General features: G+C 37.4%; 13 protein-coding genes. 8 read left to right on the top strand and 5 right to left on the bottom strand.

All coding sequences use genetic code 11. The features are described 5' to 3' along the window. Window positions 1–33 precede the first annotated feature (33 nt). The 3 genes from lgt (at window position 34) to AC27E9_RS09420 (ending at window position 3,094) form a co-directional block, all read left to right on the top strand. Window positions 34–822 (top strand): prolipoprotein diacylglyceryl transferase, encoded by a 789-nt coding sequence (gene lgt / locus AC27E9_RS09430; protein ID WP_487129517.1) that lies wholly within the window; start codon window positions 34–36, stop codon window positions 820–822. 29 nt (window positions 823–851) lie between these two features. Next, the gene (locus AC27E9_RS09425; protein WP_487129516.1) at window positions 852–1,634 is read left to right on the top strand and encodes a ribonuclease H family protein; all 783 of its coding nucleotides are present in this window, start codon (window positions 852–854) and stop codon (window positions 1,632–1,634) included. Window positions 1,635–1,957: 323 nt separating this feature from the next. After that, a complete protein-coding gene (locus AC27E9_RS09420) occupies window positions 1,958–3,094 on the top strand; it encodes an HD domain-containing phosphohydrolase (RefSeq protein ID WP_487129514.1) in 1,137 nt (378 codons plus the stop codon). 134 nt (window positions 3,095–3,228) lie between these two features. Here AC27E9_RS09420 and AC27E9_RS09415 read toward each other — a convergent pair whose 3' ends face one another. Then, window positions 3,229–3,978, bottom strand: coding sequence for a peroxiredoxin-like family protein (locus tag AC27E9_RS09415; protein WP_487129512.1), 750 nt, complete (start codon window positions 3,976–3,978; stop codon window positions 3,229–3,231). Window positions 3,979–4,122: 144 nt separating this feature from the next. On the opposite strand from AC27E9_RS09415, the gene yegD reads away from it, so the two are divergent. The 4 genes from yegD (at window position 4,123) to AC27E9_RS09395 (ending at window position 7,827) form a co-directional block, all read left to right on the top strand. Further along, a complete protein-coding gene (gene yegD / locus AC27E9_RS09410; protein WP_487129510.1) occupies window positions 4,123–5,481 on the top strand; it encodes a molecular chaperone in 1,359 nt (452 codons plus the stop codon). A 117-nt stretch (window positions 5,482–5,598) separates the two neighbouring features. After that, a complete protein-coding gene (locus AC27E9_RS09405; protein ID WP_487129508.1) occupies window positions 5,599–6,111 on the top strand; it encodes a type II secretion system protein in 513 nt (170 codons plus the stop codon). A 25-nt stretch (window positions 6,112–6,136) separates the two neighbouring features. Further along, window positions 6,137–7,102 carry a hypothetical protein gene (locus AC27E9_RS09400; RefSeq protein WP_487129506.1) on the top strand — a complete coding sequence of 322 codons (966 nt, stop codon included), beginning with the start codon at window positions 6,137–6,139 and terminating at the stop codon, window positions 7,100–7,102. Between the two features lie 8 nt (window positions 7,103–7,110). Beyond that, window positions 7,111–7,827 carry an NAD(P)H-binding protein gene (locus AC27E9_RS09395; protein WP_487129504.1) on the top strand — a complete coding sequence of 239 codons (717 nt, stop codon included), beginning with the start codon at window positions 7,111–7,113 and terminating at the stop codon, window positions 7,825–7,827. Here the strand turns inward: AC27E9_RS09395 and AC27E9_RS09390 are convergent. Together AC27E9_RS09390 and AC27E9_RS09385 are read right to left on the bottom strand one after the other, a co-directional pair. Beyond that, a complete protein-coding gene (locus tag AC27E9_RS09390) occupies window positions 7,796–8,287 on the bottom strand; it encodes a GNAT family N-acetyltransferase (RefSeq protein ID WP_487129502.1) in 492 nt (163 codons plus the stop codon). The genes AC27E9_RS09395 and AC27E9_RS09390 overlap by 32 nt on opposite strands. Window positions 8,288–8,328: 41 nt before the next feature. Next, a complete protein-coding gene (locus AC27E9_RS09385) occupies window positions 8,329–9,222 on the bottom strand; it encodes a LysR family transcriptional regulator ArgP (RefSeq protein WP_487129500.1) in 894 nt (297 codons plus the stop codon). 149 nt (window positions 9,223–9,371) lie between these two features. On the opposite strand from AC27E9_RS09385, the gene AC27E9_RS09380 reads away from it, so the two are divergent. Continuing rightward, a complete protein-coding gene (locus AC27E9_RS09380; protein ID WP_487129498.1) occupies window positions 9,372–9,986 on the top strand; it encodes a LysE/ArgO family amino acid transporter in 615 nt (204 codons plus the stop codon). 37 nt (window positions 9,987–10,023) lie between these two features. Here AC27E9_RS09380 and AC27E9_RS09375 read toward each other — a convergent pair whose 3' ends face one another. Both AC27E9_RS09375 and AC27E9_RS09370 read right to left on the bottom strand, forming a co-directional pair. Next, window positions 10,024–10,395, bottom strand: a complete 372-nt coding sequence (locus tag AC27E9_RS09375; RefSeq protein ID WP_487129496.1) for a Fis family transcriptional regulator — start codon at window positions 10,393–10,395, stop codon at window positions 10,024–10,026. Continuing rightward, a complete protein-coding gene (locus AC27E9_RS09370) occupies window positions 10,392–12,188 on the bottom strand; it encodes a tetratricopeptide repeat-containing diguanylate cyclase (protein ID WP_487129494.1) in 1,797 nt (598 codons plus the stop codon). Before AC27E9_RS09370 ends, AC27E9_RS09375 begins: the two co-directional genes overlap by 4 nt. Window positions 12,189–12,215: the final 27 nt, after the last annotated feature.

Raw genomic sequence — 12,215 nt, 5'->3', positions numbered from 1 at the left:
AATAATTAATACACGCAAGATAAGGGCTATGCTTTGCAACATTTAGTTTGGGATTTGGATCCCGTATTTTTCTCAATTGGACCGCTAACAATTCACTGGTACGGCGTTTTATTTGCAACGGCAATTCTGTCCGGCTTGCAAGTAATGAAGTGGATATTTCAAACTGAAAAACAAGATTTAGTCGCACTAGACAATCTACTTATTTATATCGTTATCGGTGTTGTAGTTGGTGCTCGTTTAGGTCATTGCTTCTTCTATGATCCGAGTTACTATTTTGCTAATCCGATGAAAATCCTTGCTATTTGGGAAGGCGGCCTTGCCAGTCATGGCGGTGGTTTAGGTGCAATTATTGCTGCAGGTATTTACAGTAGAAAAAATAATATGAATTTTATGTGGCTACTTGACCGCTTAGCCATATGTACAGCCCTTTTTGGCTTCTTTGTTCGTAGTGCTAATTTTGTCAACTCAGAGATTTTAGGCACCGCCAGCGATGTACCGTGGGCTGTTGTATTTTCCCGTATCGACAACATTGCTCGCCACCCTTCACAATTATATGAAGCTTTTGCTTATTTAACGATATTTATTGTTTTAGTTATATTTTATAAACAGAAAAAAGAAAGAACGCCACAAGGTTCAATTCTGGGTGTTTTCTTAATCCTAATTTTTACCGCTCGTTATTTAATTGAAATGTTGAAAGAGAAACAAGCGGCTTACACTGCTGATATCGCACTAACTGCAGGGCAAATGCTTAGCATCCCATTTTTTATCGCCGGTATTGTTTTAGTGATTTGGTCAATAAAAAATAATAAGCAAACAAAATAGCAACAAAACAGGGTTACGATTAGAAAGTTATGAGTAAAAAATATTACGTGGTATGGAAAGGCGCAAAAACGGGTGTTTTTGACAATTGGAATGATGTTAAGTGCCATACTCAGGGTCGAGCTGATGCACAGTTTATGGGTTTCCCTTCCAAAGCTGAAGCGGAGCTTGCATTTCAATCAACATACACCAAAGCGCTAACTAAGCGTTCAATGAGCAAAAGTGGCGGTGCTAAACCAACCGCATCTGCGGCATACGTAAAAGCTGCCAACGCACCTTCAGCAGTTAAGCAAGATGCTGATATTAATATTTATTGTGACGGTGCATGTTCACCAAATCCCGGTAAATCCGGAACTGGGATGGCGATATACCAAAAACAAAAGTTAATAGAACTTTGGTACGGCTTGTATCTTCCCATGGGGACTAATAATACCGCTGAACTCAATGGTATGTTGGCTGCCTTTAGATATGCGCAAGTGCACATTAAACAAGGAAAGACAGTACAAGTATTATCAGACTCAAAATACTCAATCGATTGTATTACCAAGTGGGCAAAAGGCTGGCAAGCGAAGGGCTGGACTCGCGGCAAAGGTGAAGAGATTAAAAACCTTGAAATCATTAAGCAATGTTTTGCACTTTACCAAAGCTTAAAGAGCAATTTAATTATTAGTCATGTAAAAGGCCACGCCAACATTGAAGGTAACGAGCTTTCAGACCGCATGGCTGTATTGGCGCGCATGAAGTGTGAAAAAACCTTGGTGCAATACCAAGAGAGTATTGATATTAAAACCATTCTTGCTATGCCTTCCGGCTAACTTTCTATGGCTGTGTAAACCTGCTAAATACTAGGAAAATAATTAACGATTAATTTTCCTAGTATTTGTAAACTAGAAACAACAACCCCTGCGAGATAACAGTAACACTCAATTTACAAATGTAGCACTTTGGTACAATTTGCCAGTTAAGAACATTGATCTAGATCAAGTTTTTGACTGCCCTTCCCTATACAGATAAACCCACAATAATATAATGGAAATAGCTTAATGTTAGTTAAGTTAAATCTTTTTTATGACTTATCGATATGTAACCGTTTATCCATAGTAAACGCCCAGTGCATATTGAATTTAGAGGAATCGTCTTGAATATTGCACAAGACTTCACATTTTTAAGTAAACGTATCGCTATTGCCGATAAGATTAAACATATTCGTCAACAACTTAATCTGAAATATCAAGTCATCGACCGTATCTCGGTTGTTATCTATCATGAAGAACGTAACACCTTACAAACCTATGTATTAGATGAAGATCATGACAGCCAATTTTCAAATTACGAAGTTAGTTTTTCAAAGTGCCAATCTTTATTTCAAATAGCACAAAATAAAACCGCTCGTATTGTCAATGATATGTCGGTTTTCTCAAACAATAAAAAAGCTCATACTCAACAAGTAGAAATGGCGGGCTATCTTTCTAGTTTTACCATGCCGCTATTTTACGATAATAAGCTACTTGGATTTTTCTTTGTGAATTCTCATAAAAAAAATGCTTTATGTGACGAGTTAACGGAAAACTTAGGTTACATTGCGGTTATGGTGGCATTAGTGTTACAGCAAGATTTAAGTGATATAAATATTCTGAAATCAACCATAGAATCAATGAAGTTAATCAGCCAATACCGTGATCCGGAAACCGGCGAACACTTAAAGCGTATGGCCTACTATTCATTACTCATCGCTAGGAAAATTGCGACAAAATATCAATTATCTGACGAGTTTATCGAACACCTATTTTTATATGCGCCTTTACATGATTTGGGTAAATTGATGATTCCTGACGCTATATTATTAAAATCAAGTAAGCTAAGTATTGATGAGTTTAAACACATGAAACTGCACACCACAAAAGGCAGTGAGTTAGTTGAAAAACTGGTTAACATTTATCAATTACATAACATGCCTTTTATTGAGGTGTTAAAAAATATCGTTTGCTATCATCACGAGCAAATTGATGGTGGTGGTTACCCGCATGGCTTAACCGGTAAAGAAATTCCAATTGAAGCAAAAATTGTCGCTGTAGCTGATATTTTCGATGCCTTGACCAGTAATCGCCCCTATAAAAAAGCATGGAGTAATAACCAAGCTTTCGAAGAATTATATCGAATGTCGGCAAATAAAATTGAATTTGAATTTGTTCATGCGTTAGATCATAGCCGCGGTGATATTGAGGAAATACAGCAGTTATTTCAAGATGAAATTCATGATTGGACCCAAGCCTAGCATTTTTCATGGCGACATCTTTTAATGTCGCCATAGCTACATCTAACGCAAGCATTAGGCAAGAGACTTGATATCAATAACCTTTAATAATAACAAGTCATTCATTTCCTAAAATAGCCTTGTCGGCAACAAAACTACAACTGCGCTAATGCTTTTATAATATCTTCTGGTGCCATACGTGACTTATAATCAACCTCAGCTTGCATGGTACGAATTACGCCTGCTTTATCAATAATAAAAGCGCCTGGTGTTGGTAAGCCATTACGCCCTTCACCGTTAAATTCTTCTATATCTAAACCGTGTTCTTTGTAAACCCTCATTAAATCACTCGGTAATTCAAAATAGAGCTTATAATCTTTCATTACTGTGGCATTGCTATCACTGAGTACTTGAAATGGAAAACCATCCTTCTTCACTTGCTCAGCGGACTTATCTGGCGACTGCGGCGAAATTGCAATAACTTGTGCGCCAAACTTTTCAAACTCTGGTAAAGCTTTTTTCAACGCATGTAAATGTACATTGCAATACGGACACCAAGCACCACGATAAAACACTAAAACCACAGGTCCTTTCTCAAGTTCTTGGCTAAGCTCGATATTATTGCCAAATGCATTTTTCAAACTAAAGTTTGGTGCTTTGTTACCTGCTTTTAGACCTGGATTTGGAAGTTCATTAGCTAGTTTATCACTTGCTGCCTTCATTATTGCTCTATCTTCTTCAGTCCAGGTCGTTCTTTTTTTCTGCATTTTTTCCATATTTTTCTTAGTCTTTTCAGCATAACTTGCAATGGATTCTGCTGCGGTAACGTTCGCACTTATAAAAGGCATTGAAAGTAATAGCCATATACTAGCAAGTGAAGTGAGTTTTTTTTGCGAAAAGCGCATTGTTTGTTCCTTAAGTTATTTAATTTCTGTTTTTATTTTTGTCGTTGCAGATTGTTCAGTAAATCAAGTAAGTCGCCTAAAAGGTCTTGCGTAGCGCTCGATAACTCAGTATTCTACGCGGCCTTTTTTAGCTTGGACTCTACCATGATCGGATTTGATTACGGCACTTCAAACTGTGCTGTTGGTGTAATGCAAAACAATAACCCTAAACTTTTATCGTTAGGCGATCATGGCCGATATATCTCTTCTACCTTGTATGCACCAAGCAGAGATATCATCACAAGTTGGTTGCACAAACACTTGACCTTAGATGAGCAAAAAAACTTTCAGCAACAGCGTCAATTACAGTTACAAAAAGGACAAAATGCTTTAAGGGAACTCACTTTAGATGGCTATCCAACTGAGCTATCTTTCGGACAGCAAGCTTTAAACAATTACTTAGAAGAACCTGAGGAAGGCTATTACATTAAATCGCCGAAATCATTTCTTGGTGCAAGTGGCTTATTACCGCAACAAATAGACTTATTTGAAGACATTGTTGCCGCAATGATGAGTAATGTAAAAACGTTAACCGAAAAAGCACTCGGGCGAAGTGTCAGCCAAACGGTGATAGGTAGGCCGATAAATTTTCAAGGGCTGAAAGGCGAAGAAAGCAATCAGCAAGCTATTAGCGTTTTAACAAAAGCAGCAAAACGCGTGGGCTTTAAAGATGTTGAATTTCAATTTGAGCCTGTCGCTGCAGGTTTTGAATATGAAGCTTCACTTGTGCAAGAAACTAAAGTGTTGGTTGTTGATATTGGTGGCGGTACAACCGATTGCTCAATGCTATTAATGGGTCCAGAGCAAGCAAAACATACAAACCGTCAACAAGATTTATTGAGTCATAGCGGTGAACGCGTTGGTGGAAATGATTTCGACATTGCTGCCGCACTCAAAGGCATAATGCCAAGCTTTGGTTTAAATTCACGCCTGAAAACTGGCAAGCCTATGCCGTCAAATAGTTACTGGCAAGCAGTAGCAATTAACAATATTAATGAACAAACTGAGTTTTACAGTGCGGAAAATGGCCGTTTTCTCGAGCAATTACTACGTGATGCTGAACAGCCAGAGCTCGTCAAGCGTCTCTTAACGGTGCAACAACAAAAACTAAGCTACGGCATTGTTAATGCTGCTGAGCAAAGTAAAATTTCACTATCAGAGCAGCATAAGCACACAATTGAACTACCTGATATTGACGATAGCTTAGAAATAGCAATTGATAGAACTGACTTTGCTAGCGCCTGCCAGCGTGAATTAAAAGCCATATCAAAGTTAATGACCGATGCAATAGCACAGGCTGGCGTACAACCCGATGTAGTTTTTGTAACTGGTGGAACAGCAAAGTCTCCTGTTATTAATCAATTTTTACAGCAACAATTTGAACATACCTCCATTGTTGTCGGTGATCACTTTGGTAGTGTTACCGCGGGGCTAACTCGCTGGGCGAACAAAGTATATCGTTAATATTGCAGCTATATTCGTTTAAATGGCGACAATTCACTGTTATTTATGACTATTTTAATTGTTATCATATTTACCATGTTATACAGTATTTACAAATTTTAAATTACTAAAATTAATATGAAAAAAGCACAGGGATTCACGTTAATTGAGTTAGTAGTGGTTATTGTCATTTTGGGAATATTAGCGGCAACAGCATTACCAAAATTTATTAATTTAACAGACGATGCTCTACAGGCTAAAGTGTCTGCGAATGCGGGTGCGCTTCGCTCTGGTGTTAATTTAGCAAATTTAAAATGGCGAGCAAAGGGTTCACCAAATGCATTTAGCCAACGCGATAATATACAGTTATATGGCAGTGACGCGTCTGGGCAAATAGATATTAATCCACAAGGATTCCCAGCACAAAGTTATGCTGGTAGCGATGTTGTGATATCGACAGATAATGACGACGACTGTTTATCGCTATGGCAAGCACTAATCGAAAATGGCGACAGTAATGCGGCAGTTGATGATAGTGCTGACTTTACAGTAAATTATGAAGGTAGTGGCACCTGCTCTTATAAACTTACCGAAAAGGTACTCTTTGGTTTTACATACGATTCAGAAACTGGCCAAGTTGCTTTACTTTAAATAGTAAACTTTATAGATCTTATTAATGGCTAAACAGCAGCAAAAATTATTCTTAGTATCAGCAATATTGCTTGCTATTTTTATAATTATTTTTTTCATAAATCATCATTTTTTCACGATAAACAAAGCCGTAACTAATGACTCATTAAACAAAACTAAGCTTTCAACGCCTGATACTATAAATAGCTCTAATTCGGCAACACACGAACACCAAATCCCCGCGACTAACAAGCAAACAGTTGAGAACTTTAACGTACAAAATTTAAGCCCATCGTTTAAACAACATCCCGACTGGCGTATTACAGGAAAATTAAAAGATAAATTCGACGATTTAATACAGCGATTTGATAACGGAGATCTTATTGCGGGTTATATTTTGTCAATGAACCTTAAATATTGCTGGAATTCACCGTCATCTGAAGTGCTCTATAATCATAAACTACAATTGGCATTAGATAGTAATGAATCATCACAATATATAGCGCATTTAACTGAAAAATATAATAAATGCCAAGGTATTAGTGACGCTCAGCGACAACAGTTTTATCATTATTTAAACGCATCTGCTGAGCAAGGGCTAGTTGTAGCACAAGAGCAGTTCTCGCAAATTAACGCTGAATTTTATATGAACTCACAATACAGCGCTGAATTATCACGCACAGACTATGTTGCGACTCGTGACAGTTTTATAGATAAAAAACTATTCTTTTTAACACAAGCTGCCAATCAAGGTAGCCTAAAAGCAATGGCTACGTTATCTAATATGTACCATTCTCAAAACTATGGTGCAAAAGGTTGGATAAAAGCCTATGCATATAACCAAGCTATTTTAAACTTTACCGATAACAATGAGCTTTACCGTCGCTATCAATGGTATATTGAAAAATCATCTCAGCAGCTTTCATCTGAAGAGCTTATTTTAGCCGAAGAAATAGCCAGTAAACTTATTAAATCGGTCAATAATAATGGAACACTTTATCGAGTAAAATAACTCAAATTATGCCTAAAAATATAACGTCAAATACCATTTCGAAAATGGGCCCAAACGATAAACTACATGCTGTAATTGTTGGTGCTAGTGGCTTAATTGGTGAGCACTTGTTACAAATGCTGCTTGCATCATCAAAATATACAAGCGTTACAGCTTTAACGCGAAGACCGCTAAATATAACGCATAGAAAGCTTGTACAAGTGGTTATCGACTTTAACCAACTTAGTGACGAATTGGCTAAGCACTGCAATAACAATACACACCAACCATTCGCTGAGCATATATTTTGCACATTAGGCAGTACAATAAATAAGGCTGGTTCAAAGCAAGCGTTTTACCAAATCGATCATGATTACCCATTGGCCATTGCGAAATATTTCCATCAACAAGGAGCAAGCTTATTCACTTTCGTTTCTGCTATTGGTGCAAATGAAAACTCACCTTATTTTTATAATCAAGTAAAAGGCGAGATTGAAAACAGCTTAAAGGTGATAGCTTACCCACATTTGGGCATATTTCGCCCTTCAATGTTAACGGGAAAAAGGCGAGAATTTAGATTAGCCGAGCAGTTAGGTACGGTGTTAATGAAAGCATTAGCGATAGTCATTCCAAAAAAATATCGCGTAATATCTGCCGATAAAGTTGCAACAGCTATGCTCAAATTCGCTAATCAGCCAAAGCAAGGCACTATGATTATTGAGTCAGATCAGCTGCAAAATCACTAAGCGTTTTTCCACTCATTCGATAACTTACCCACTCTTCTTGCGCTACTGCCCCTATCGAGTGATAAAATTCTCGCGACGGCGTGTTCCAGTCAAGGCAACTCCACTCAAAGCGTGCACAGTCCTTTTCTTCTGCAATTTGTGCTAAAGCTTTTAATAATTTAACACCAGCGCCTTTACCTCGATGCTCGGGCATAACATACAAGTCTTCTAAATAGAGTCCTGATTTGGCAAGCCAAGTAGAGTAATTAAAAAAGTAAATCGCTGAGCCAATCGCGATGCCGTCTAACTCACAAATCAGTGCAAATGCGTGGCTGTCGGTTGCAAATAGGCTTTGCTTAATCATCGACTCGGTTGCGAGCACTTCATGCTCCGCTTTTTCATAAATAGCTAAGTCTTTAATAAATCTAAATAAAATTCCAGCATCTTGGGCAACAGCTTTTCTAATAACTAAAGCACTCATTATATCTCCTTAATTTTTCTAATATTCATCAATCAATTATTTTATTGATGCTCAAGAGCATACTGGGCACGCGCAATAATTGCCGTAGAAAACTCTTTAAACACGCCTTTTAATAATACCCAATGATGCCAGTAAAGTGTTCTCGTTATTGGCTTTTCTGGCATTAAATTAATAAGTTCTCCAGCATCAAGTTCAGCCTGTATTTGCAATTTAGGGATCAAACAGTATGCTAACCCCTGTTTCGCAAAACCAACAAAAGCTTCTGAAGAACGAACGGTATGGCATGGGTATGAGCCACCTTTCAAATTAAATGTGTGCTCGATATATTTAATATGCATATCATCTTTTTGATCGTAAGCCACAGCAGGCGCACGCTCTAATGCTTGTTCATGAATACCGTCAGGAAAATAAGTATGAACAAAGCTTGGCGCTGCAACCAAAACATAATGCATATCACCAAGCTTACTTAAAGTGCAACCTGGCAACGCATGTGCATGAGTACTTATAGCACCAAAAACCTCACCATCTTTTAAATAATTTATTGTTCTATTTTCATCAGCTAAGCGAAAATTTACCGACAAATTATATTGGTGGCACACATCTCCTACAGCTGAAATAAGCCAAGTTGCTAAACTATCGGCATTACTGGCAATGTTGGCGCGTATAGTATCTTGTCGACTATTTGCAGATATATCCGGTAAAATATCTTGTTCAAGCAATTTAACTTGTTGGTAATGTGCCAGTAATTTTTTGCCAATGACCGTGGCTACTAAAGGTTGTGCACGTACCAACACTGGTTGACCTATAGCTTGCTCCAACGCTTTTATCCGCTGTGATACTGCAGATTGCGTAATCGCCAACGCGGAAGCCGCTCTATCAAAATTTTGCTCATCAACAACCACACTAAAAGCATGCAGTAATTTATAATCCAGCAAGTGACCCCCCTTTCATACTCCAGTAACCTGTTTTTATTAACACAACATTAGCAAAACTAATCGGTGATAAAAATCATTAATTATATTTATATATTATTTTTCGCTAAATTAAGCTTGCAAGTTCAAGACAATAACCAATTGGAGCAAGAATGTTTTCGCCACTTTTTCAAGGACTATTTTTGGGTGCCAGTATGATCATCCCATTAGGTGCACAAAACTCCCATGTTTTAAACCATGGTATTAAAAAGAATCATCATTTTCTTGCTGCAACCATTTGTATGTTTTGTGATGTCGTCCTCATTGCGCTTGGTGTTTTTGGCGGTGCAAAATTAATTGCAACGTCGCCGAGTTTAGTTACGGTTATTTCCTGGGGCGGCATCATATTTTTAACAGCGTACGCCGGCATGTCATTTTATCAAGCATGGCGAAATAACTATCAACATCAATTACATTCTGCAGAAAGAGCCAATAAACGGCCATGGATAGTTATCGCCTCAACCCTTGCTGTTACCTTACTAAATCCACATGTTTATTTAGATACTGTGGTAATTTTAGGTAGCGTTGGCGGCCAATTTCAAGGTAACGAGAAACTTGCTTTTGCTATTGGTACCATGCTGGCATCACTAATTTGGTTTTATAGCTTAGCAGGCGCAGCAGCTAAAATGTCACCATGGCTGGGGCAATCTAAAGTAAAACGAGGAATTGATATACTGGTTGGCTTGATTATGTGTGCAATTGCGTTGTCGTTATTTAGCGCCCTTTAGTATGATTAAACGGCGATATGACTCAGTTATAGTTTGACTAGGATAATCTTTTACGCCAATTTCCTTGTTGGTATTCAGCGCAGCTTTCTTCGCTATCGAGAATAATTTGTTTGGCTTTATTTTTAAGCTTAATACCTATGCTGGCGAGTTTGCTTTCAATCAGCGTCACTAATTGGTTTTTCTGCGATGAAGTTAAGTAGTTTGCTAAATTGCTATTTGTGTCAAAAACGCAAGTAATGCACAAGCTTTCCGACAATGATTGAAAATTTACTGTATGGGTGAGCCAAACAAAACCTTCAATGTCTTCTAGTGCTAATTGGCATACCTCTGTTAAGACCGTACGAATATTATTTTCTATTTTTTTATCTGATTTACGCATATTATTAATATTAAAAATTAAGGCGGTCACTCAACTGATAACTCATTAAAGTTATCTCCTAGCCAGTTATTTTTTCCTGATTTCTTTGTCGCGAATAAAAACTCATCCGCAGACTTAATTAAACCATCAAAGTTAAAATGTTCGGCTTTATTGTGTAAAGCATAACCGACCGATACTGTCACAGTAAGTATAATATCATCATAATGTATCTGCATGTCGCTAATACTGGTTGTTATGCGCTTTGCTAACTCTCGTATTTGCTGTTGGTTTATTGATTCACAAACAATAACAAATTCGTCTCCACCCCAGCGTAATAATAAATCATGTTCGCGAATTTGACTCGACAATGTACTAACAATTTCCTTAAGCGCCTTATCACCACCAGCATGTCCAAATGTATCATTAATAAACTTAAAATCATCACAATCAATAATTAATGCGCCAATAGAGAGATCATTACTAGAATTACGTTCAAACCGTGACTTTACCGCCGGTAAATAGCCTTTTAGATAACTACGGCAATAAGCTCCTGTTAATTCGTCTTTCATTGATAAAGAAATTTGCGCCTTTAACATCCGGTGATGAACAAGAAAAACAATAATAATAAAGCCAAATATCAGTACTAAACCTACGATAGTAAAAATAAAAACTTGTTGTTCATTTTCACTTTCTTTAACTGCCACTTTATTTGCTAGCAATGAATTTTCCAATTCAGCTAATTTTTGCTTACGCTTAATGTTTTCAATGCGCTTATCCATAGTTGTAAGCAAGCTCACCGTATTTTTATCACTTGCTGAGTGCTGAAAGTCTGCGTAAGAGCGTAAATATTTCAACGAACTGGCTTCATCACCTAATTGTTGATAAACCTCACTCAATAAATAATGCAATGCTGCCTGGCCATTTAGGTGTTGCATTTGATTATTGTAATTTAAGCTAGCCGTTGCATAATCAAGCGCTAACCAAGGCTGATTATTTTCTAAATAAAACTCCGACAAACTTTGACTAACCATTTGTAGTAAGCGAACATCATGTTTTAAAGTAGCTCTTTCTTCGGCAATTTTAAGCCAGCGCTCTGCAGCATCAAAGTTCCCTATTTGCTGATGTACTACGCCCTTTAGTCTCGGTAAATAACCATCATCTATATTAAACTTGGAGGAGATTCTTTCAGCAACTAAAGTCAGTACTAAAGTCTCTTCTGGATCAAAACCATTTAGCTTCACTCGGGCATTGATTAAATAAAGTGTTGCTAAAAACTCACTATCATAATTATTGGTTTTTCGTGCTAGCTCTAAAGCTAATTCCAATGGCTCAATTGCCAATTCAAATAGCTCTAATTCCAAATAACTCAATGACAAGCGATTTAGTGCTGCAATTTGCCCTCGTTGATTTTCTGTTTCATAGGCAAGGTCAGCCATTTTTTGCACATAGAAAATAGCATCACTGTAATTACCTCTAATAAAAAATATCCAGCTAATACTCTCTAACGATTCAATCAGTAATTCATCATCGGTGGTTTTGGCTAAGGATGAGATGGCTAAATCAAGGTAATTTTTGCCTTCAAGCCAATTACCATCATTCGTTTTTAGTTTCGCAATATTGGCGTAAATAGGGGCTCGCAACAACTGGTAGCTATCTTGAGATATTTTTACCAGTAATTGATTTATGAAATTCCGGTTTATGTCAGTATTTAAGTGCTGTAAATCTTTCAGCTTATTGTAATTTTCCAGCGCTTCATCAGCGTAGCTTCTTGTTGGAGCCAATAATGCTAACAGCAAAAATACGACTATACGGTGGTGGGACATTCCTTTGATAAAATACATCATTATCCTTAATCCAATATAGTACAAACG

This window comes from Colwellia meonggei (genome assembly GCF_057537295.1).
Note: the sequence above shows the minus strand (reverse complement) of the source record. Positions and strands in the feature narration are given on the sequence as shown.